Below are 19663 nucleotides of genomic sequence, written 5' to 3'. Positions count from 1 at the left end.
ATGCCGCACCGCCCCTTCCAGCAGGTCGACGTGTTCACCGCCCAGCCCTTCCTCGGCAACCCGCTGGCCGTCGTGCTCGACGGCCGGGGCCTGAGCAGCGAGCAGATGCACGCGTTCACCCGGTGGACCAACCTGTCGGAAGCCACCTTCCTGCTGCCGCCCGAACATCCCGAGGCCGACTACCGCGTGCGCATCTTCTGCCCGGCCGGCGAGCTGCCGTTCGCCGGCCATCCCACCCTCGGCAGCTGCCATGCCTGGCTGCAGGCCGGCCACCGGCCGAAGGGCCGCGACGTGGTGCAGGAATGCGGGGTCGGACTGGTGAAGATCCGGCGGGACGGCACCCGGCTGGCCTTCGCTGCGCCGCCGCTGCGGCGCAGCGGTCCGCTGCCGGAGGCCGACGTGGCCCTGATCGCCCGGGGCCTCGGGGTGCGGCGCGAGGACATCGTCGACCACGCCTGGTGCGACAACGGGCCGGGCTGGCGGGGCGTGCTGTTGCGCGACGCGGCCCAGGTGCTGGCGCTGCGTCCCGACGCGGCCGTGCTCGCCGGCCTGTTCGTCGGCGTGGCCGGCGCCACCGGCAAGGTCGGCGTGGTCGGGGCCCATCCGCCCGGCGACGACTGTGCGTTCGAGGTCCGTGCGTTCTTCCCCGGCAACAACGGCCTGATCGAGGATCCCGTCACCGGCAGCCTCAATGCCGCGCTGGCGCAGTGGCTGATCGGTGCCGGCACCGCGCCCGAGCGGTACCTCGCCGCGCAGGGCACCGCGCTCGGGCGGGCCGGCCGGGTGCACGTGGCGCGGGCCGACGGCGAGATCTGGATCGGCGGGGACAGCGTCACCTGCGTCGACGGCCGGGTGCTGCTGTGAGCACGTCCGGGCGGATCGACCACCTGGTCGTGGCCGCGCCGACCCTCGACGAGGGAGCCGCCTGGTGCGAGCGCACGCTCGGCGTCGACCCCGGCGCGGGCGGCGTCCATCCGCTGATGGGCACGCACAACCGGCTGCTGCGCATCGCCACGGTCAACCATCCCCGCGCGTACCTGGAGATCATCGCCATCGACCCCGGCAGCGCGGGCGCGGCCGACGGGCGCCGGCGCTGGTTCGACCTCGACGACCCGGCACTGCAGGCCGGCCTGCGCGCGCAGGGACCGCGCCTGGTCCACTGGGTCGCACAGGTCGCCGACGTGCGCGCCGCCGTGCAGGCCTGGCGGGACCTCGGCCTCGATCCGGGCGAGGTCGTCACCGCCTCGCGCCCCACGCCCCGCGGGCTGCTGCAGTGGCAGATCACGGTGCGGCGGGACGGCCGGCGCCTGCTGGACGGCTGCCTGCCAGCGCTGATCGAGTGGGGCGACACCCATCCCGCGGCCGCCCTGCCGGACTCCGGCGTGACGCTGCATGGGCTCGGTGCGAGCCACCCGCAGCCGCAGGTGCTGCGCGCGGCGTTCGCGGCCATCGGGGTGGAGAACGTGGCGGTCGAGGACGGTTCGGCGCGGCTGTGCGCGACGCTGCACACGCCAGCCGGCCCGCGGCGCCTGTCGAGCTGAACCGCGGCCGGGCGACTGGCTGACCATCGCTGGTCGGTGGTCGCTGGTCGAGATCGCCAACACCGATCACCGATCACCGAATCACCGATGCACCGGCATCGCGCGACGCGTGCGGCACCGGCACCGCCGCCCGACCCTCAACCGTGAAGGGCTGTCGTGCACCCCGGCGAGCGGGCGAGTCGCTAGCGGCCGGCGCTCTTCCTGGCCGGCGCTTTCCGCGCGGTCTTGCGGGCGGCGGTCTTGCGCGCGGTCGTCTTCCGGGCCGGGGCCTTCTTGGCCGCCGCGCCCTTGGCACTCGTCTTCGTCGGCGCCGCCTTGCGGGCCGGAGCCTTCTTGGCCGGCGTCTTCCTGGCCGGCGCCTTCCGGGTGGCTGCCTTTCTCGTCGCCGTCTTCCCGGCCGCCCTCTTCCGGGCCGGAGCCTTCTTGGCGGCAGCTTTGCGGGCCGGCGCCTTCCCGGCCGCGGTCTTCTTGGCTGCCGGCTTCTTTGCCGCTGTCTTCTTCGCTGCTGCCTTCTTCGCTGCCGGCTTGGCGGCACCGCGCGCGGTGGCGGTCGCCTTGCGGGTCCCGCTCCCGGACTTCTTCGCCGTCCCGCTCGGGGGCGCCGGCACCTTGCCGCCTTCGCTGCGGGCTTCCGAGAGGCCGATCGCGATCGCCTGCTTCGGATTGGTGACCTTCTGCCCGCTGCTGCTCCTGAGCTGGCCCTGCTTCATCTCGTGCATGACCTCCTCGACCTTCTCGTGCGACTTCCTGCCGTAGCGTGCCATCCGGTTCTCCTTTGCAGAATGCCCGGATCCTCCGGCTGCCGAGTTCGCGGGCCGTGCAGGAACCCGCCGGCAGCGCGCGTAGGCGCCCGTCGCCCGGTGGACAGTCGCGACCGGGACGAGCGGCGCGGCCGCCCGTCGCGAGAATCTCGCCCATGGGAACCCTGTACCTTGTCCGCCACGGCCAGGCGTCGTTCGGCGCCGACGACTACGACCAGCTCAGCGACCTGGGCCAGCGCCAGAGCGTGCGGCTGGGTGAGTACTTCGCGCACCAGGGCGTGCACTTCGACGCGCTGATCGCGGGGACCTTGCGCCGCCACAAGCAGACGCTGGCCGGCATCCTGCAAGGCATGAACCGTGCGGGCGAGCACCTGGCCTGGGAAGGCCTGAACGAGTACGACAGCCACGCGGTGGTGGCGGCCATCCATCCGCAGCCGCTGCCCCGGCCCGACACGCCCGAGCTCTACCGCCACCACTTCCGCCTGCTGCGCGATGGGCTGGCGCAGTGGATGGCCGGCGCGGCCAGCCCGCGCGGCATGCCGGCCTATCCGGACTTCGTGCGGGGCGTGACCGGCGCGCTGGACCACGTGCGCGCCAACCACCATGGGCAGAAGGTGCTGGTGGTGAGCAGCGGCGGGCCGATCTCGACCGCCGTCGGCCACGTCCTGGGCACCAGCCCGGAGACCACCATCGAGCTGAACCTGCGCATCCGCAACACGGCGGTCACCGAGTTCGCCTTCACGCCCAAGCGGCTGTCGCTGATCACGTTCAACGCGCTGCCGCACCTGGACGCGCCCGACCTGCGCGACTGGGTCACCTACGCCTGAAGGCCCGCGCCGTCGGGCAGCCGGCGGCTTCCGTACACTCCGGGCCCATGGACGCCGTTCGACCGGACCGCAGCGAATCCACCGACGGGTGGCAGGTGATCTGCCTGTGCGCCGCCTGGTGCGGCGTCTGCCGCGAATGGTCGGCCGTGTTCGAAGCGCTCGCCCTCGCCCATCCGCAGGTGCGTTTCGACTGGGTCGATGTCGAGGACGAGGCCGAGGCCATGGGCGACATCGACATTGAGACCTTCCCGACGCTGCTGATCGCGCAGGGCCGCCGAGCGCGCTTCTTCGGACCGGTGCAGCCGTCGCCCACGCAGGTCGGGCGGCTCCTGGACAGCCTGCTCGCCGACCCGCGCGGCACCCGCGAAGCGGCTCCCGAAGCAGGTGCGCTGCTGCACCGGCTGCAGGCCACGGTGCTCCCAAAACGCTAGCATCCGATACAGGCCTTGTCTGGATGTAACCCAGCAAGGCCAAGTCCTACGTTGGTCTCCATCGGGTCCTGACGAGCGACTCTTCGCTTTGCATTCCCAATGCCAGCCTATGGCAGGTCCCGCGCCGCCATGCATTCAATCCCAAAGTCTTTTAGGAGTACGCACGATGGCATCGAACAACCAGGGCAACCAGGGCGGCAAGACGTCCAACCGGGGCTTCGCCTCGATGGATCCGGAGCGCCAGCGCCAGATCGCCAGCGAGGGCGGCAAGGCCGCCCACGAGAAGGGCACGGCCCACGAGTTCACGTCCGAGGAAGCCCGCGAGGCCGGCCGCAAGGGCGGCCAGGCGCGCAGCATGAACCGCAAGAAGGCCGCGCAGTAACGCCGCCGGAGCCGGCACCTCGCCGGCCGTCCAGCGCAAGGCCACGCGATGCGTGGCCTTTTGTTCGTCCGTGCCGGGTGCTGCGGACTCAGTAGGTCTTGTACGGCAGGAACTTCCCGGAGAGCACCACGTTCACGCGGTCGCCCTTGGGATCGGGTTCGCGGGTGATGTCCATGGAGAAGTCGATGGCGCTCATGATGCCGTCGCCGAACTCCTCGTGGATCAACGCCTTGATCGTCGTGCCGTACACGCTGACGATCTCGTACCAGCGGTAGATCAGCGGGTCGGTCGGCACCTGCGTGGGCAGCGACCCCTTGTACGGCACGACCTGCAGCCATTTCTGCTCCTCCCCGCCCAGGCCGAAGATCTCGCCGATCGTGCGGGCCTGTTCGGCGGTGGCCGTCATCTGGCCCAGGCACAGGGCGGTGGTCCACTCCTTGGACTGGCCGACCTTGCTGGCGACCTCCTCCCACGTGATCCCCCTGGATACCTTGGCGGAGATGATCTTCTCGGTGACGTCGTTGCGGTTCATGCTGGCTCCTGGCTGGTGGATCGGTGCGCCCCGGCATGCGCCCGGGACACGAGGAAATCGACGATGTGGTTGCGCAGTTCGTAGTAGCCCGGCAGCCGGTGCAGGCCGGCGCGCGTGCGGCTGCGCGGCAGCGGGTTGGACACCACCTCGGCGATCCCGCCGGGGGTGTAGCGGCCGGCGCTCTCGTGGCCGTTGGTCATGAGCACGATGCGGTCGGCCAGCAGGATGGCCTCGTCCACGTCGTGCGTGATCATGAAGACCGTCTGGCGCGTCTCCCGCACGATGGCCATCAGCTCGTCCTGGATGGTCCCGCGCGTGAGCGCATCGAGCGCGCCGAAGGGCTCGTCCAGCAGCAGCATCTTGGGCTGGATCGCGAAGGCGCGCGCGATGCCCACCCGCTGCTTCATGCCCCCCGACAGCTGCGACGGCTTGCGGTCGATGGCGGACACCAGCCCCACCATCGCCACGAACCGCTCCACCTGCAGGTTCACCTGCGCGCGGTTCCAGTGCGGCCAGCGGGACTCGACGGCGAAGGCGATGTTCCGTCGCACCGACAGCCACGGCATCAGCGCATGGCCCTGGAACACGACGCCGCGCTCCAGGCTGGGCCCGGCGACCTCGCGGCCGTCCATGAAGACGTGCCCTTCGCTGGCGTGGTCGAGCCCCGCCAGCACGTTCAGGATGGTGGTCTTGCCGCAGCCCGAGTGGCCGATGATGCAGACGAACTCGCCCCGCTCGATGCTGAAGTCGACGCCGGCGAACACCGGACGGCCCGGCACGAAGGCCCTGGCCAGCCGCTCGACGCGCAGGAAGCCCCGCGCGGGACGCTCGTCCAAGCCGGCCTCGGCGGCCGCGTCGGCCAGCGCGCGCCGGGTCACGTCACTCCACATAGGTCACCAGCCTCTGCAGCTGCGCGAACGCCAGGTCCAGCAGCATGCCGACCACCCCGATCACCACGATGGCGAAGATCACGTTGGTGAGCGACAGGTTGTTCCACTCGTTCCACACGAAGTAGCCGATGCCGGTGCCGCCGACCAGCATCTCGGCTGCCACGATCACCAGCCACGCGATCCCCATGCTGATGCGCATGCCGGTCAGGATGGTCGGGGCGGCCGCCGGCAGGATCACGCGCAGCGCCTTGCGCAGGGGCCGGACCTCCAGCGTCAGCGCGACGTTCAGCCACTCGCGCTTGACCGAGGCCACGCCGAAGGCCGTGTTGATCAGCATCGGCCAGACCGAGCAGATGAAGATCACGAACACGCCCGACACCGACGAGTCCTTGATCGTGTAGAGCGCCAGCGGCATCCACGCGAGCGGCGAGATCGGCTTGAGGAGCTGGATGAAGGGGTCCAGCGCCTTGTGCAGCAACGGCGACATCCCGATCGCGAACCCCAGCGGCACGGCAACGAGGCAGGCGAGCAGGAAGCCCAGGCCGACCCGGCCGAGCGAGTGCGCGAGCTGGATCGCGATGCCCTTGTCGTTCGGGCCGTTGTCGTGGAACGGGTCGGCCAGCTGGCGGGCGAAGGCGCCGGCCACCTGCGACGGCGAGGGGAACCCCGTCGTCTTGCGGCTCCCCGGGTCTTGGCCCATCATCTTCGCGTACTCGAGCTGCTCGGCCGTCATGCCGGCCCCGGCCGCCGGGCCGTGGCCCTGGCGCGTGGCGACATGCCACGCGCCCAGCAGCAGCAGCAGGACGACGGCGGTGACCAGGGCCGCCTTCAGGTCCAGCGGCCTCACGCCGCGCCCGCCTTGCCGATCGCGAAACTGCGGACGTACTCCTCGGGCCGGGCCGGATCGAACTCCTTGCCCATCACCTTGAACTTGCGGTAGGCGCCCTCCGGCGGGCGGAAGCCGGCCTGCGCCATCGCTGCCTTGGCGTCGGTGAGCAGGAACACCTTCTCGGCGATCTGCCGGTAGTTGACGTCGCCCTTGACGTAGCCCCAGCGCTTCATCTGCGTCAGCATCCACACCGCCATGCTCTGCCAGGGCACGGGGTCGAAGTTGGCCCGGTCGGGCACGTTGCGGATGTTGCCCAGGCCGTCGGCGAACCTGCCGGTGAGCACCTGCTGCAGCACCGTCTCGGGCTGGTTCAGGTACTGCGGCGGCGCGATCACCTTGGCGATGAGCTCGCGGTCCCTGGGCATGCTCGCCATGTACGAGGCGGTGAGGATCGCGCGGTACAGCGCCGCGAAGGTGTTCGGGTTCTGCCGGACAAACTCGTCGCCGACGCCGAACGCGCAGCACGGATGGCCGTCCCAGATCTCCTTGGACAGGATGTGGATGAAGCCGACCTCGTCGTAGACCGCGCGCTGGTTGAACGGGTCGGGGCCGAGGAAGCCGTCGATGTTGCCGGCGCGCAGGTTGGCCACCATCTCCGGCGGTGGCGTCACGCGGATCTGCACGTCGGTGTCCGGGTTCACGCCGTGCTCGGCCAGGTAGTACCGCAGCAGGAAGTTGTGCATGCTGTACTCGAACGGCACCGCGAACCTGAAGCCCTTCCAGGCCTTCGGGTCGCGCCTGTCCTTGTGCTTCACGTGCAGCGTGATCGCCTGGCCGTTGGTGTTCTGGATGCTGGCCACGTTCATCGGCACCTGGCTGGAGCCCAGGCCCATGCTCATGGCCAGCGGCATGGGCGACAGGAAGTGCGAGGCGTCGTGCTCCTTGTTGATCATCTTGTCGCGGATCAGCGCCCAGCCGGCCGTCTTCATCAGCTGCACGTTCAGGCCTTCCTTGCGGTAGAAGCCCAGCGGGTCGGCCATGATCAGCGGGCTCGCGCACGCGATCGCGATGAAGCCGATCTTCAGGTCCTTCTTCTCCAGCGGACCGCGGTCCTGCGCCATCGCCTGCAAGGCGGACACGGGCAGCACCGACGCGATGGCCGCCCGCGCGGTGCCTGCGCCGACTGCCTTCAGGAAGCCGCGCCGCACGCTCTCGACGGGGAACAGCGCCTTGACCAGCGCGGCCTCCATGAAGTTGCGCGAGAGCGCCTGCTCGTCCGCGGCGGCGTGGTCGCCGGGCGCATGGTCGGCACCGCAGGCGCAGCGCAGCATCAGCGGTCGGTCGGCATCGTAGGCATCGGGCAGCTCGGACATGGGAACCTCGTGGTCGTGACGCCCAGCCATTGCAAGGGCCGCGCCCGTTCGCGCCGGGCGCAGGCCCCCGTCGCAAGATCGCGGCAGCAGGGTCGAGCGCGTGTAGTGGCAGCCCTACATGCCGGCGCCGGGCGGGGCCTTGGCATGCCGTTCGGCGTAGAGCGCCAGCTCGACGTCGTTGCGGGCGCCGGTCTTCTCCAGGATCCGCGCACGGTAGGTGCTGACCGTGTTGGGCGCCAGCTGCAGCTGCGCACCAATCTCGCTCACGCTGCGCCCCGAAGTGAGCAGGCGGAACACCTGGTGCTCCCGGTGCGACAGCGCCTCCGGACCGCGCCGGGTCGATGCACCGCCCACGGCGCTGACCAGCGCCTCCGCCGCCAGCGGCGTGACGTAGACGCCGCCGCCGGCCACCTTGCGAACGGCCGCGACCATGTCGTCGGCGTCCGCGCCCTTGTTCATGTAGCCGGCGGCGCCCAGCTTGATGCAGCGCACCGCGTACTGCCGCTCGGGATAGGTGCTGAGCACCAGCACCGGCAGCCCGGGCCAGTCCCGCCGCAGCTGCTGCAGCACGTCCAGCCCGTCGCGGCCGGGCATCGCGATGTCCAGCAGCACCAGGTCGAGGCCGCGATCGCCGCCCGCGGCAGCGACCTGCTCGAGCGCCTGGTGACCATCGGCCGCCTCGCCGCGGATGCTGATCTCGGGCGCGTCGGCCAGCACCTGCTTGAGGCCTTCGCGCACGATGCGGTGGTCGTCGGCGATCAGGACGCGGATGGGTGCGCAGGTCACGGCAGCGGCATGCAGAGGGTGACGGCGCAGCCCTGCCCGGGCGCCGCGGCGATCTCGATGCGCCCGCCGAACGGCCGTGCGCGCTCGCGCATGCCGAGCACGCCGTAGGCGGTGGGCGCCTCGAAGGTCTCGGCCGCCGCGCCGCGGCCGTTGTCCTGCACCGACAGGCGCAGCACGCCGCCGTCCAGGCCGATGCGCACGCCGACCCGGGTCGCCTGGGCGTGCCGACCGACATTGCTGAGCATTTCCTGGAAGATGCGGAACACCGCCATCGCGGCGCGGTCGGGCAGCTCCGGCAGCGCCTGCCCGGCGAGATCCGGCGCCCAGTCCAGCAGCAGCTCGGAGGACCGCACGAACTCGCCCGCCTGCCACTCGAGCGCCGCCCACAGGCCCTGGTGGTCGAGGATGGTGGGGCGCAGGTCGGTGATGATGCGGCCGACGTTGCCGACCGCGTTCTCGATCAGCCGGCCCATGTTGCGGCACTTGCTGCGCATGCGCTCGCGCAGGGCCTGCGCATCGCCGGTGTCGCCCGCGGCCTGTTCGGACAGGCGCTTGTCCAGCCAGTTGACGTCCATCCTCAGTGCCACCAGCAGGCTGCCCAGTTCGTCGTGCACTTCGCGCGCGATGCGGGTGCGCTCTTCCTCGCGCACCTGGTCCGAGTAGGCCGCCAGCTCGCGCTGCCGCTCCAGCGCCAGGGTCAGCTCGCGCGTGCGTTCCGCCACGCGGTGCTCCAGCGCGCTCTTGGCCTCCGCCAGCTCCGCGTTGGCCTGCTGCAGTGCATCGCGGGCGCGCTTGCGGTCCGTGATGTCGACGAAGGTGACCACCGCGCCGCGCACGTCGCGCCCATCCAGGATCGGGTGGCTGGAGTATTCGACCGGGAAGCTGCCGCCGTCCCGGCGCCAGAACACCTCGGTGTCGATGCGGCAGGGCAGGCCCTGGCGGAAGGCGTTGAAGATCGGGCAGGCAACGTCCGGGTAGTGCGTGCCGTCGGCGTGGGAGTGGTGGGTCAGCTCGTGCATGTTGCGCCCCAGCACCTGCCCCGCCTCCCAGCCCAGCAGGCGGGCAGCGGCGCGGTTGATGAACATGCAGTGGCCGGCCAGGTCGATGCCGAACACGCCTTCGCCGGTCGACTCGAGCAGCAGCCCGAGCTGGTCGCGCCAGAGCGGATCGATCGCCGGCGCACCGGTGGCGGACAGCTGCAGGGATCCGGCGTGCATGCGGTCCTTCAAGCAACGCCTGTGCCATCGACCGCCACCTGGCCGGTCCGCACGCGCCACCGCAGGGCGCCGGGCACCACGCTTCCGCCGGGATCCGGACGGAACGGGCGCGATTCAGCCGGGCGCCTACAGCACCAGCGACACGGTGCGCGCTACCCTCGGTGCATGACCCCACCGCCCGCGCTCGACCGCCTGCCCGCACAGGACGAGGACGGCTGCTGGCGGGCTGTCGTGGAGGCACCCGCCGGCACCCGCAACAAGCTCAAGTGGCAGCCCGCGCTCGGCGCGATGGAGCTGCATGCGGTGCTGCCGCTGGGCACCGCCTTCCCGTACGACTTCGGCTTCGTTCCCTCCACCCGCGGCGAGGATGGCGACCCGCTGGACGTGCTGCTGTTCATGGACGAGGCGGTGCCGCCGGGCACCGTGGTGCCCTGCCGGCTGGTCGGCGTCATCCTGGCGCAGCAGCAGGAAGGCGACGCTGCCCCGGAGCGCAACGACCGCCTGCTCGCGGTCGCCCGCAACAGCCACCGCTACGGCCACTGGCGCGCCCTCGAGGACGTGACGCCGGCGGTGCTGGACGAAGTCGAGCGCTTCTTCGTCTTCTACAACCAGCACAAGGGCGTGCGTTTCCAGCCGCTCGGCCGCGCCGGTGCGGCCGAGGCGCAGGCGCTGCTGGCCCGCGGCCGGCGCCAGGCCGACGCACCGGGCTGAGCGCCGGCCGGCCCCTGCCCGGGGCACCCCGCCCGTCAGCCCGACTGCTTCTGCTGCTCGGAGCGATCGGGCTCCGCCGGCGACGAGATGTCGCCGAGCGAGAGGCCCACGTCCTCCTCGTCCTCGGGGCTCTTGGCGGCGATGTCGCCGAGCGACAGGATGCCCACCAGCTTGTCCTGCCCGTCCACCACCGCCATGCGGCGGATCTGCGCGTTCGCCATCTCGGTGAGCACCTCGTCGACGTCGTCGTCCGGGCGCGCCGTGCGCACGTGCCCGCTCATCACGTCCGACAGCTTGCTGCCGGCGGGGTCGAGGTCGCGGGCCAGGCCGCGCACGACGATGTCGCGGTCGGTCACCATGCCCACCAGGCGGTCGCCCTCGCACACCGGCACCACGCCCACATTGAGTTCGTCCATCACCTTGGCCGCGTCGCTCAAGGTGTCCGCGGGGGTCATGCTGCGCACCTCGCGGGTCATCACGTCTGCCACCGTTGCCATGTCGATTCTCCTGGTTGCCGGCAAAGCGCCGGGGTGGAACCAACTCTAGGGATGCGGTGCGGGCGCGCTATCGGCGTGCTCGCAAGCGGCCGTAGGACGCCGATGACGAGCCGTTCAGCGACCCAGGTAGAACGTGGCCTCGACCTCGACCAGCACCTCGTCGGAGGGCAGCATGCGGCTGACTTCCACCACCGTGCTGACGACCGGCTGCGGGAAGAACAGCCCGCGCACCCGGTTGTACGCCGGGTAGTGCCGCAGGTCGCGGAAGTACTGCACCAGCCGCACCACGCTGTCGAGCCCCGCGCCGTTCTCGGCGCCGATCTGCCGGATGCGGTCCAGCACGAACCAGCTCTGCGCGACGATCGGTGCCTCGAACACGTCGACCGACATCTGCCCGGTGTCGTAGCCGAGCTCGCGCAACGGCGCGCGCGCGTCGGGCGGCAGCTGCTCGAAGCGGGTCACCACGCTGCGCGCCGGATCGACGGCGATCACGCCGCTGGCGAACACCCAGTCGCCCGCGCGGCGGAACGCCGCATAGTTGGCCAGGGGACGGCCCACGCTCATCGTTCACCTCCTGCGGCCGCCACCGGCCGCCTGCCACGGGCGCCCGCAAGAAGCGGGCCGCCGCCGGCCGCGCCATGGCCGGCCGGCGGGGCGGCCGCGGAGCGTCCGGACGGCGTCATTTCCCGGTGAGCCTGCGCCGCACGTCCAGGCCCACGCCCTTGTTGACGAACTGCATGGTGACCACCTTCGACAGGTCGACCTCGCCCGGCTTGTACAGGCCGGCCTTGACCATCTTGTCGTGGAAGTCGCGGATGCGTGCCTCGCTCATCGTGCCGATGCCGCGGGTGAGCGCGTCGCCGCTGTCGACGATGCCGTACTTCTTCATCAGCGCGATGCCGCCCTGGATGGCCGCCTCGTCGTTGTCGGGGTTGAGCTGGCGCAGCATCGCGTTGGCGGCCTTGTTGTCCCCGTACAGGTAGTTGTACCAGCCGAGGATGGACGCCTCGACGAACCGCCGCACGGTCTCCGGGCGCTTCTGCACCATGTCCGCCCGGGTCTCGATCGTCGTGCTGTACGTGGAGAAGCCATGGTCGGCCAGCAGGAACACCAGCGGATCGAAGCCGGCCTGCTTGCGGATCGAGATCGGCTCGGCGATCGAGTAGCCCTGCTGCACCGACTTCTTGTCGGCCAGGAACGGGCCCACGTTGTACGTGTACGGCTTGAGCTGCTCGTCGCGGAAGCCGTGCTCGGCCTTCATCCACTGCCAGAAGCTGAACTGGCCGTCCTTGCCGATGAAGGCGGTGGGTGCGCGGGCCAGGTCGGCGAACCGGGCGTACCCCTGCCCCGGGTGGGCGAAGATCGCCTGCGGGTCCTTTTGGAAGATGGCCGCGACCACCACGGTGGGCACGCCGTTCTTCACGTTGTCGAAGGTCTGCAGCAGGTTGCCGGTCATCAGGAAGTCGATGCGCCCGGTGGCCAGCAGCGGCCGGTTGTTGACCTGCGGCCCGCCCTGCTGGATGTCGACCTCGAGGCCGTAGCGGCGGTAGGTGCCGTCGACCAGCGCCTGGTAGAAGCCGCCATGGCCGGGCTGGGCCTTCCAGTTGGTGGCGAAGACCACCTTCTCCTGGGCGCAGGCGGTGCCGGCGGCCGCGGCGAGGGCGGCGATGGCCAGGGTGCGGGCGGCGAGCGATCTCATGGGGTCTCCTGGGTCGGGTGCGCCCGGCATGCTTCCACGAAACGGCCGGCCGGGCGTGAGGGTTTGTCCGGGCGCGGGCGCATCAGGGGACGGCCGACGAAGGCAGCCAGCCGCGCGTCTTGCCCGGGTTCATCAGGCCATGCGGGTCGGCGATCCGCTTGAACGCGATCTGCGCGTCGTCGATCGTCTTCATGCCGCCGTCCTCGATCGTGACGACGTGGTTGTCGAACACCAGGCAGCCGTCCGCCTCGTGCTCGCGGATGATCTCGTACAGGCGCTCGCGGTCGAAGTAGCTCACCAGCGGCAGCCCGAACGACACGCAGCCGCCGGCGTTGCGGCCGAATTCGTGGTGCATCAGCACCTCGTCGCCGTAGCGCGCCATCTGGCGCTCGACCAGGTCGATGTCGATGCCCCGGCCCGGTGTCCAGGCATGGACCGTCTGCAGGTTGGTCCAGGTCGGGTCGCTGCGCAGGGCCATCAGCGTGGTGTGGTTCCAGCCGCATTCGAAGGCCGGCGACAGCCCCTGGTCCCGCAGCTGCGGCTCGGTCAGCGCCATCGACTCGCGCCCGCCGTGCCGGCCCAGCAGCTCGCGCCAGCGACCGAGGCGGGCCGGATGGACCATCGAGAACACCGCGTCGGCATCCGCCGGGAACCGGTCGCCGAACTCCGACCGGTAGAACGGCGAGAAGCGGCGGTCGACCGCGGTGAGGAGGAAGGCGTCGAGCGAGGTGCCGACCGCCTCCGTCGCCTCGCAGCCGAAGCGCAGCGCGTCGGCATAGCCCGGGAACAGGGCGATGTGGTGCACCCACTCGACCGCGGGCTTGAGCGCCAGCCGCAGCTGCGTGATGATGCCGTTGGTGCCGTAGGCGTGGTGCACCTTCTGGATGTCGGCGCCGTGCAGCTCGATCACGCGCGGCGTTTCCTCCAGCGTCACCACCCGGATCAGCGACACGTTCCCCGGATCCTTCAGGATGCCGTTGCGCACCGTGCCTGCGCCGCCATAGCCGCCGGCGATGAAGCCGCCGATGGTGGCGATGTCGCGGGTGCTGGGATACATCAGCAGCTCCTGCCCGCCCGGCATGGCCGGATGCGCGCGCACCGCGCGCTCCAGCGCCAGGATCAGGATGCCGGCTTCGCACAGCACGCTGCCCGGCTGCACCTCCAGCACGCGGTCCAGCCCGGTGATGTCCAGGATGACGCCACCCTCGAGCGGCACGCACTGGCCGTAGTTGCCGGTGCCGCCGCCCCGCACGGTCAGCGGCAGGCGCTGCTTCGCGCATGCGGCCGCGACGCGGATCACCTCGGCCTCGTTCGCGGGCCGCACCAGCAGCTCGCCGCGCTTGCCGGCGAGCTGCTCCTTGAGAAGGGGGCTGTACCAGTGGTAGTCGCTGCTCTTGGCATCCAGCACGTCGCCGGCGTCGGTGCAGGCGATGCCCGCGATCGCCTGGCGGAACGCCTGCAGCCGCAGGGCCCGGTCGCTCACAGCGGCCGCCCCGCGCGGATCACGGTGCGCCGCCGCCCGGTGGGCCCGAGCAGCTCGAACTCGTCGCGCGCCTGCAGGTGCACCAGGTCGGCCGGGCAGCCCGGCGCGATGCGCCCGTCCCAGGCCAGGCCCATGGCGCGGGCAGGGCTGGTGGTGATGGCGTCGAGCCAGTCGGTGGCCGGCGCCAGGTGGGCCACCTGCACGCCGAGGCCGAAGGTTTCCAGCAGGTCGTAGCTGCCGTACGGATAGAAGCCGTCCGCCACGTTGTCGGTCGCGATGCAGCCGCGCAGGCCGTGGCCGGCCGCCTCGCGCAGCCGCGTGATGCCGCGCTCGACCGGCGTGCGGTCCCACGCGCCCTGCAGGTACAGGTTGGTGGTGGGCAGCGCCACCAGGTGCAGGCCGGCGCGGGCGCAGCCGGCCAGCGTGGCCTGGGCCTGCGCCTCGGGCTGCACCGACAGCGAGCAGCAGTGCGAGCAGCTGACCTGCCCGGCCATCCCCATGCGGACCGCCAGTTCGGCGATCAGCGCCAGCCCGTTCGCGTCCGCATGCAGGCCCTCGTCGACGTGGAAGTCCAGCGCGAGCCCGTTCTGGCGCGCCAGCTCGAACACCCGGCGCAGCTTGGGCTCCAGGTCGGCGTTGCGGTAGACGAAGGCGCCCATCACGCCGCCGGCGCGGGCGACCTCGCGCGCGATGTCCTCGCCGGCGGAGGCGCCCGCGAACAGGTCCAGCGGCGTGAGCGACACGCACTGCAGCTCGATGCGCCCCGCCCACGCGTCCCGCAGCGCCTCGAAGACGCCCAGGGACAGGGGAGCGTCGCGTTCGTTCCAGTCCAGGTGGGTGCGCATCGCGCGCGTGCCGCTTTGCCAGGCATCCTCCAGCGCCCGCGTCATGCGCGCGCGCAGGTCGGGTCCGCTCCAGTGGGCGCGGGCCTGTGCCATGCGCGTGATGGCCGCGAACAGGTCGCCCTGCGCCGCGCCGACCTGGCCCACGGTGTAGTTCTTGTCCAGGTGCACATGGGCATCGACCAGTGCCGACAGCAGCATCCCCTGCGCCGGGCCGTCGGCCGGCGAGACGGCCGCGACCCGGTCGCCGTCCAGCCGGACGTCGTAGGCCTGGGCGTCGGGCCGGCCGTCGTCGAAGCCGCGCACCCGGCGCGGAATGAGCACTCGTTCCAATTGCATCAGCGGTCCTGCTTCACTTCGGAGTCGTGCCACTTGCCCAGCACGAGCCGTGCCACCAGGTTGAACACCAGGAAGATCGCGACCCCGGTGAGCGACACCAGCACCAGCGCGGCGAACATCTTCGGGATCTCGGTGCGGAAGCTCGCCTCCAGGATGCGCGAGGCCAGCCCGGTCTCCTTGCCGGCGGCACCGGCGGTGAACTCCGCCACCACGGCGCCGATCAGGCTCAGCCCGCCGGCGACCTTCAGCCCCGCCAGGAAGTACGGCAGCGCGGACGGAACCAGCAGGTGGCGCAGCGTCTGCCAGGGGCTGGCCCGGTACAGCCGGAACAGGTCGCGCAGGTTGTGGTCGGCGCTGCGCAGGCCGGTGACGGTGTTCGACAGGATCGGGAAGAAGGCGACGATCCAGGCGCACAGCAGCAGGGCCGCGGTGGTGCTCTCGACGAAGATCAGGATCAGCGGCGCGATCGCCACGATCGGTGTGACCTGCAGCACCACGGCGAACGGGAACAGCCCGATCTCCACCCAGCGGCTGAGGGCGAACAGCATCGCCAGCAGCACCCCGCCGACCACCGCGAGCAGCAGCGCACCCACCGTGATCTTGATGGTGAACAGCCAGCTGCCCATCAGCGACCCCAGGTTGTCCCACAGCGTCGTCGCGATCAGGCTGGGCGCCGGCAGGATGTAGTGCGGGATCTGGCGCAGGCGCACGAAGGCCTCCCAGCCGGCCAGCGCCAGCGCGAACAGCACGAGCGGCAGCCCGACCCGCAGCCAGCGGCGCTGGTGCAGCGCAACGCCCCGGGCCGCGCGCACCGTGCGCACGCCATCGGGGGCGGGTCGGCGTCCGGGCTCAGCCATGGGTCGCCCCCGCCGCCTGCAACGCACCCGAGACTTCCACGCACAGCGCGTTGTAGCGGGCAGAGGTGCGGAACGCCTCGCTGCGCGGATACGGTTCGTCGACCGCGATCTCGGCCACGACCCGCCCGGGCCGCGCCGCCATCACCACGATGCGGGTGGACAGGTAGACCGCCTCGTACACGCTGTGCGTGACGAACAGGGTGGTGAACCGGCTGGCCTGCCACAAGTCCAGCGTGTCGTTGTTCAGCTTGAAGCGCGTGATCTCGTCGAGCGCGGCGAACGGCTCGTCCATCAGAAGCAGGCGCGGCCGGGTGACCATCGCGCGGGCGATCGACACCCGCATCTTCATGCCGCCCGACAGCTCGCGCGGGTAGACCTCGGCGAACTGGTCCAGGCCCACCGTAGCGAGCGCCGCCGCCACGTCGGCCCGCGCGTCGGCCCGCGACACGCCCTTGAGCCGCAGCGGGAGCCAGACGTTGTCGAACACGGATGCCCACGGCATCAGGGTCGGTTCCTGGAACACGAAGCTGGTGTCGCTCGCCGGGTCGCGGCCGGCCACCGTGCTCCACCGGATCTCGCCCGAGGAGATCGGCGCCAGGCCGGCGATCATCTTGAGGGCGGTGCTCTTGCCGCAGCCGCTGGGCCCCAGGAAGCTGACGAACTCGTGTTCGCCGACCTTGGCCGACAGGTGCTCGAGCGCCACCGTGCCGTTGGCGTAGCGCTTGCCCACGTCGCGCAGTTCGAGCAGTTCGGCCGGCATCACGCGGCCTCCGCCCGGGAGGCCGTCAGCGCCGCCAGCGGACCGGCCGGGCGCTTCATCCGGGGATGGTCGGCGTGTCGACCAGCGTCGACAGCGGCAGGCGGTCGACCTCCTGCAGCAGCAGCGCAAGCTGGCGCCCGGCCGCCTCGACCACCGCGCGGCCCTTCTCCGCCGTCGCCAGGGTCGCGTTGCCGGCCGCGCCCATGGGGTTGTAGTCCTGCACCTGCCAGCCGAGCTTGGCGCTGCTGCCGTTGCCCAGGATCGGGTACTGCGCGGCGCGGTCCTGCGAGGTGGAGCGGAAGTCGCGCGCCTGCGCCATGTCGACGAACTGCGGGCGCAGCGCCAGCATCATCGAGGTCTCCATGTCGCCGGCGTGGATGCCGAAGCGGTGCTCCTCGGGCGTGAAGCGGCCGTTCACCTCGGCGCCCAGCGGCAGCATGAACCAGTTGGTCGAATACACCAGCAGGCCGCAGCGGGTGCGCAGGTCGCGCGCCACGATGTCCATGATGCTGACCTGCCCGCCGTGCGAATTGAACAGCACCAGCTTGCGCACGCCGGCCCGGGCCACCGATTCGCCGATCTCCATCCAGACCCGGATCAGCGTCTCGGCCGACAGCGTGAGCGTGCCCGGGAAGCGGATGTGCTCGTTGCTCTTGCCCACCTGCTGGGTCGGCAGGAACAGCACCGGCAGCTCGGCCGGCAGGTGCGGCAGGCTGGCGGCGATGACGCCGTCGCACAGCGTGGTGTCCACGCTCACCGGCAGGTGCGGGCCGTGCTGCTCGGTGGCGGCCACCGGCAGCACGGCGACCGTCCGGTCGGCGGCACCCTGGGCCTGCAGGCGCGCGAAGTCTCGGGTGCTGAGGTCGGCCCAGAAGCGGGAAGGAAGCGGCATGCGCCGCATTATCGGGAATCGCCGCGACCGGCTCCCGCAAGTCCCCGTGCGGCCGGGGTGACGGGGCCGGCCGGGTCAGCCGCCCTCGTAGACCGCGGCCGGCTTCTCGCCGGCCAGCGCCTGCAGCAGGTTGGTGGTGGCCAGGCGCGCCATCGCGTGGCGCGTCTCGTGCGTGGCCGAGCCGATGTGCGGCAGGGCCGTCACCCGGGGATGCGTGCGCAGCGGCGAGTCCAGCGGCAGCGGCTCGGTCGCGAACACGTCCAGGCCGGCCGCGCGCAGGCGCCCCGCGTCCAGGGCCTGCAGCAGGGCGGACTCCTGCACGGTGGCGCCGCGGCCGCCGTTGACGAAGATGGCGCCCGGCCGCATCAGGCCGAACTCGCGCGGGCCCATCAGGCCGCGGGTCTGGTCGGTCAGCGGCAGCGTCGCGACCACGATGTCGCAGCCGGCCAGCAGCTCGTCCAGCGGCACGTGGACGGCACGTCCGGCGAGCTCCGGCACCGCGACCGGGTGCCGGCTGTGGTACTTCACGGCCATCCCGAAGCCCAGGGCCGCGCGGCGCGCGACCGCCTGGCCGATGCGCCCGAAGCCCAGGATGCCCAGCGTCTTGCCATGCACGTCCCAGCCGAACAGGTCCTCGCCGATGTTGCGGTCCCAGCGGCCCTCGCGCACGAGGTTGGCCAGCTCCACCAGCCGCCTGCTGGTCGCCATCACCAGCGAGAACACCGTGTCGGCCGTGGTCTCGGTGAGGACGCCCGGCGTGTGGCACAGGGTGATGCCGCGCCGGCGCAGCTCGGCCACCGGGTAGTTGTCGACGCCGACCGACACGCTGGAGATCACCCGCAGCCTGGGCGCCATGTCCAGCAGCGCGGGCGTGACCGGATGGCTCGATCCGATCAGCGCGTCGGCGCCCGGCAGCGCGGCCTCGAACGCCGCCTTCTGCGCCGCGCCCTTGCGCGGCTCGGCCACCGTGACCTCGTGCAGCGCGGCGATCCGCGCCAGCTGGTCGTCGGGCAGCGCCCGGAACACCAGCACGTGGCGGCGGGCCGCGCTCACAGGCCGGCCTCCTGCAGCTGCGCCCGGGTCGGCAGGCCTTCGGTGTCGCCGAGCACCTGGACGGCCCGCGCGCCGATCCAGGCGCCGCGGCGCACGGCCTGCTCCACGCTGCGACCCGCCAGCAGCGCGCTGACCACGCCGACCGCGAACCCATCCCCGGCGCCCACGGTGTCCACCACCTCCGGCACCGGGAACCCCGGCACGGTGCCGCAGCCCTGCTCGCTGTCGTAGTAGGCGCCCTCGGGGCCGAGCTTGACCGCCACCAGCCTGGCGCCGCGCTCGCGGTAGAAGCGCGCGATCGCCTCCGGCGTCTGCTCGCCGGTCAGAAAGCGCCCCTCCTCCAGGCCGGGCAGCACCCAGTCGGCCTGGAACGCGAGCGCGTTGATCTCGCGCCGCATCGCCTCGGGCGTGGCCCAGAGCGTGGGACGCAGGTTGGGGTCGAACGAGATGGTGCGGCCGGCCGCGCGCATCAGTGCCAGCGTCCTGCGCGCCGTGTCCAGTGCGGTGGCCGAGATGGCGGGGAACACGCCGGTGGCGTGCAGGTGCCGCGCCGAGGTCAGCCAGGCCTCGTCGATGTCGGCCGGCGTCATCTGGCTGGCGGCCGACCCCTTGCGGTGGTACTCCACCGGCGGATCGCTGCCGTCGGTGACGCGGCCCTTGAACTGGAAGCCGGTGCGCTGCGCCGGGTCGGACACCACGCGCGAGCAGTCGACGCCCTCGCGCTGCATCTCGCCCAGCAGGTAGCGCGCCATCGAGTCGGTGCCCAGGCGGCTGGCCCAGCCGACCTTCAGGCCGGCGCGCGCCAGGCCGATGGCGACGTTGGTCTCCGCGCCGGCCGTGCGTTTGTGGAACGACGGCACCGATTCCAGCGGGCCCGGCCGGTCGGCCACGAACAGCAGCATCATCTCGCCGAACAGCGCGACGTCGAACTCCGGATTGCTCATCGTGTGTGCTCCATGCG

The 19663-nt window shown here is 71.6% G+C and carries 23 protein-coding genes; 6 read left to right on the top strand and 17 right to left on the bottom strand.

The genetic code is table 11. The features are described 5' to 3' along the window. Both VFE82_RS00770 and VFE82_RS00765 read left to right on the top strand, forming a co-directional pair. The gene (locus VFE82_RS00770; protein ID WP_324998322.1) at positions 1 to 864 is read left to right on the top strand and encodes a PhzF family phenazine biosynthesis protein; all 864 of its coding nucleotides are present in this window, start codon (positions 1 to 3) and stop codon (positions 862 to 864) included. Next, positions 861 to 1541, top strand: a complete 681-nt coding sequence (locus VFE82_RS00765) for a VOC family protein (RefSeq protein WP_324998321.1) — start codon at positions 861 to 863, stop codon at positions 1539 to 1541. Before VFE82_RS00770 ends, VFE82_RS00765 begins: the two co-directional genes overlap by 4 nt. A gap of 182 nt (positions 1542 to 1723) precedes the next feature. On the opposite strand, the gene VFE82_RS00760 is transcribed toward VFE82_RS00765, so the two are convergent. Then, a complete protein-coding gene (locus tag VFE82_RS00760; protein WP_324998320.1) occupies positions 1724 to 2305 on the bottom strand; it encodes a DUF6496 domain-containing protein in 582 nt (193 codons plus the stop codon). Positions 2306 to 2457: 152 nt separating this feature from the next. Between VFE82_RS00760 and VFE82_RS00755 the strand changes: the two genes are divergently transcribed. The 3 genes from VFE82_RS00755 (at position 2458) to VFE82_RS00745 (ending at position 3942) form a co-directional block, all read left to right on the top strand. Further along, positions 2458 to 3129 carry a histidine phosphatase family protein gene (locus VFE82_RS00755; protein WP_324998319.1) on the top strand — a complete coding sequence of 224 codons (672 nt, stop codon included), beginning with the start codon at positions 2458 to 2460 and terminating at the stop codon, positions 3127 to 3129. Positions 3130 to 3176: 47 nt separating this feature from the next. Continuing rightward, a complete protein-coding gene (locus VFE82_RS00750; RefSeq protein WP_324998318.1) occupies positions 3177 to 3560 on the top strand; it encodes a thioredoxin family protein in 384 nt (127 codons plus the stop codon). Positions 3561 to 3726: 166 nt separating this feature from the next. Then, positions 3727 to 3942, top strand: coding sequence for a KGG domain-containing protein (locus VFE82_RS00745; RefSeq protein WP_324998317.1), 216 nt, complete (start codon positions 3727 to 3729; stop codon positions 3940 to 3942). Between the two features lie 88 nt (positions 3943 to 4030). Here the strand turns inward: VFE82_RS00745 and cynS are convergent, their stop codons facing one another. The 6 genes from cynS to VFE82_RS00715 form a co-directional block, all read right to left on the bottom strand. After that, positions 4031 to 4474, bottom strand: coding sequence for a cyanase (gene cynS / locus VFE82_RS00740; RefSeq protein ID WP_324998316.1), 444 nt, complete (start codon positions 4472 to 4474; stop codon positions 4031 to 4033). Next, complete coding sequence (locus VFE82_RS00735) at positions 4471 to 5364, bottom strand: ABC transporter ATP-binding protein (protein ID WP_414708705.1); 894 nt, start codon at positions 5362 to 5364, stop codon at positions 4471 to 4473. The genes cynS and VFE82_RS00735 overlap by 4 nt, the downstream gene beginning before the upstream one ends. Next, on the bottom strand, positions 5354 to 6211 hold the full coding sequence (gene ntrB / locus VFE82_RS00730) for a nitrate ABC transporter permease (RefSeq protein WP_324998314.1): 858 nt from the start codon (positions 6209 to 6211) through the stop codon (positions 5354 to 5356). The genes VFE82_RS00735 and ntrB overlap by 11 nt, the downstream gene beginning before the upstream one ends. Continuing rightward, complete coding sequence (locus VFE82_RS00725) at positions 6208 to 7566, bottom strand: CmpA/NrtA family ABC transporter substrate-binding protein (RefSeq protein WP_324998313.1); 1359 nt, start codon at positions 7564 to 7566, stop codon at positions 6208 to 6210. Before VFE82_RS00725 ends, ntrB begins: the two co-directional genes overlap by 4 nt. Positions 7567 to 7680: 114 nt before the next feature. After that, complete coding sequence (locus VFE82_RS00720; RefSeq protein WP_324998312.1) at positions 7681 to 8352, bottom strand: response regulator transcription factor; 672 nt, start codon at positions 8350 to 8352, stop codon at positions 7681 to 7683. Beyond that, positions 8349 to 9569: a PAS domain-containing sensor histidine kinase gene (locus VFE82_RS00715; protein WP_324998311.1), complete on the bottom strand. Its 1221-nt coding sequence runs from the start codon at positions 9567 to 9569 to the stop codon at positions 8349 to 8351. Before VFE82_RS00715 ends, VFE82_RS00720 begins: the two co-directional genes overlap by 4 nt. Positions 9570 to 9734: 165 nt before the next feature. On the opposite strand from VFE82_RS00715, the gene VFE82_RS00710 reads away from it, so the two are divergent. Continuing rightward, entirely contained in the window at positions 9735 to 10280 is a 546-nt protein-coding gene (locus tag VFE82_RS00710; protein WP_324998310.1) for an inorganic diphosphatase, read from the top strand. 35 nt (positions 10281 to 10315) lie between these two features. Here the strand turns inward: VFE82_RS00710 and VFE82_RS00705 are convergent, their stop codons facing one another. From VFE82_RS00705 to VFE82_RS00660, 10 genes are all read right to left on the bottom strand, one after another. Further along, positions 10316 to 10777, bottom strand: coding sequence for a CBS domain-containing protein (locus tag VFE82_RS00705; protein ID WP_324998309.1), 462 nt, complete (start codon positions 10775 to 10777; stop codon positions 10316 to 10318). A gap of 114 nt (positions 10778 to 10891) precedes the next feature. Beyond that, on the bottom strand, positions 10892 to 11341 hold the full coding sequence (locus VFE82_RS00700) for a RidA family protein (RefSeq protein ID WP_324998308.1): 450 nt from the start codon (positions 11339 to 11341) through the stop codon (positions 10892 to 10894). 115 nt (positions 11342 to 11456) lie between these two features. Further along, a complete protein-coding gene (locus tag VFE82_RS00695; RefSeq protein ID WP_324998307.1) occupies positions 11457 to 12476 on the bottom strand; it encodes an ABC transporter substrate-binding protein in 1020 nt (339 codons plus the stop codon). An 82-nt stretch (positions 12477 to 12558) separates the two neighbouring features. Next, positions 12559 to 13959, bottom strand: a complete 1401-nt coding sequence (locus VFE82_RS00690; protein WP_324998306.1) for an FAD-binding oxidoreductase — start codon at positions 13957 to 13959, stop codon at positions 12559 to 12561. Continuing rightward, the gene (locus tag VFE82_RS00685) at positions 13956 to 15140 is read right to left on the bottom strand and encodes an amidohydrolase family protein (protein ID WP_324998305.1); all 1185 of its coding nucleotides are present in this window, start codon (positions 15138 to 15140) and stop codon (positions 13956 to 13958) included. Before VFE82_RS00685 ends, VFE82_RS00690 begins: the two co-directional genes overlap by 4 nt. Then, positions 15140 to 15997, bottom strand: coding sequence for an ABC transporter permease (locus VFE82_RS00680; RefSeq protein ID WP_324998304.1), 858 nt, complete (start codon positions 15995 to 15997; stop codon positions 15140 to 15142). Before VFE82_RS00680 ends, VFE82_RS00685 begins: the two co-directional genes overlap by 1 nt. Then, a complete protein-coding gene (locus VFE82_RS00675) occupies positions 15990 to 16757 on the bottom strand; it encodes an ABC transporter ATP-binding protein (RefSeq protein WP_324998303.1) in 768 nt (255 codons plus the stop codon). The genes VFE82_RS00680 and VFE82_RS00675 overlap by 8 nt, the downstream gene beginning before the upstream one ends. Positions 16758 to 16812: 55 nt before the next feature. Then, the gene (locus VFE82_RS00670; RefSeq protein WP_324998302.1) at positions 16813 to 17649 is read right to left on the bottom strand and encodes a creatininase family protein; all 837 of its coding nucleotides are present in this window, start codon (positions 17647 to 17649) and stop codon (positions 16813 to 16815) included. 75 nt (positions 17650 to 17724) lie between these two features. After that, on the bottom strand, positions 17725 to 18702 hold the full coding sequence (locus tag VFE82_RS00665; protein ID WP_324998301.1) for a D-glycerate dehydrogenase: 978 nt from the start codon (positions 18700 to 18702) through the stop codon (positions 17725 to 17727). Further along, on the bottom strand, positions 18699 to 19646 hold the full coding sequence (locus VFE82_RS00660; RefSeq protein ID WP_324998300.1) for a sugar kinase: 948 nt from the start codon (positions 19644 to 19646) through the stop codon (positions 18699 to 18701). Before VFE82_RS00660 ends, VFE82_RS00665 begins: the two co-directional genes overlap by 4 nt. Positions 19647 to 19663 lie beyond the last annotated feature (17 nt).

The organism is Ramlibacter sp., assembly GCF_035655895.1.
In the GTDB taxonomy this organism is placed as follows: domain Bacteria; phylum Pseudomonadota; class Gammaproteobacteria; order Burkholderiales; family Burkholderiaceae_C; genus Ramlibacter.
Note: the sequence above shows the minus strand (reverse complement) of the source record. Positions and strands in the feature narration are given on the sequence as shown.

Bases quoted from the DNA above. Each gene is read 5' to 3' on its own strand.
- VFE82_RS00770 (WP_324998322.1), top strand. From the start codon at position 1: ATGCCGCACCGCCCCTTCCAGCAGGTCGACGTGTTCACCGCCCAGCCC.
- VFE82_RS00760 (WP_324998320.1), bottom strand. From the start codon at position 2,305: ATGGCACGCTACGGCAGGAAGTCGCACGAGAAGGTCGAGGAGGTCATG.
- VFE82_RS00755 (WP_324998319.1), top strand. From the start codon at position 2,458: ATGGGAACCCTGTACCTTGTCCGCCACGGCCAGGCGTCGTTCGGCGCC.
- VFE82_RS00750 (WP_324998318.1), top strand. From the start codon at position 3,177: ATGGACGCCGTTCGACCGGACCGCAGCGAATCCACCGACGGGTGGCAG.
- VFE82_RS00745 (WP_324998317.1), top strand. From the start codon at position 3,727: ATGGCATCGAACAACCAGGGCAACCAGGGCGGCAAGACGTCCAACCGG.
- cynS (WP_324998316.1), bottom strand. From the start codon at position 4,474: ATGAACCGCAACGACGTCACCGAGAAGATCATCTCCGCCAAGGTATCC.
- VFE82_RS00735 (WP_414708705.1), bottom strand. From the start codon at position 5,364: ATGTGGAGTGACGTGACCCGGCGCGCGCTGGCCGACGCGGCCGCCGAG.
- VFE82_RS00725 (WP_324998313.1), bottom strand. From the start codon at position 7,566: ATGTCCGAGCTGCCCGATGCCTACGATGCCGACCGACCGCTGATGCTG.
- VFE82_RS00715 (WP_324998311.1), bottom strand. From the start codon at position 9,569: ATGCACGCCGGATCCCTGCAGCTGTCCGCCACCGGTGCGCCGGCGATC.
- VFE82_RS00710 (WP_324998310.1), top strand. From the start codon at position 9,735: ATGACCCCACCGCCCGCGCTCGACCGCCTGCCCGCACAGGACGAGGAC.
- VFE82_RS00705 (WP_324998309.1), bottom strand. From the start codon at position 10,777: ATGGCAACGGTGGCAGACGTGATGACCCGCGAGGTGCGCAGCATGACC.
- VFE82_RS00700 (WP_324998308.1), bottom strand. From the start codon at position 11,341: ATGAGCGTGGGCCGTCCCCTGGCCAACTATGCGGCGTTCCGCCGCGCG.
- VFE82_RS00695 (WP_324998307.1), bottom strand. From the start codon at position 12,476: ATGAGATCGCTCGCCGCCCGCACCCTGGCCATCGCCGCCCTCGCCGCG.
- VFE82_RS00685 (WP_324998305.1), bottom strand. From the start codon at position 15,140: ATGCAATTGGAACGAGTGCTCATTCCGCGCCGGGTGCGCGGCTTCGAC.
- VFE82_RS00680 (WP_324998304.1), bottom strand. From the start codon at position 15,997: ATGGCTGAGCCCGGACGCCGACCCGCCCCCGATGGCGTGCGCACGGTG.
- VFE82_RS00675 (WP_324998303.1), bottom strand. From the start codon at position 16,757: ATGCCGGCCGAACTGCTCGAACTGCGCGACGTGGGCAAGCGCTACGCC.
- VFE82_RS00670 (WP_324998302.1), bottom strand. From the start codon at position 17,649: ATGCCGCTTCCTTCCCGCTTCTGGGCCGACCTCAGCACCCGAGACTTC.
- VFE82_RS00660 (WP_324998300.1), bottom strand. From the start codon at position 19,646: ATGAGCAATCCGGAGTTCGACGTCGCGCTGTTCGGCGAGATGATGCTG.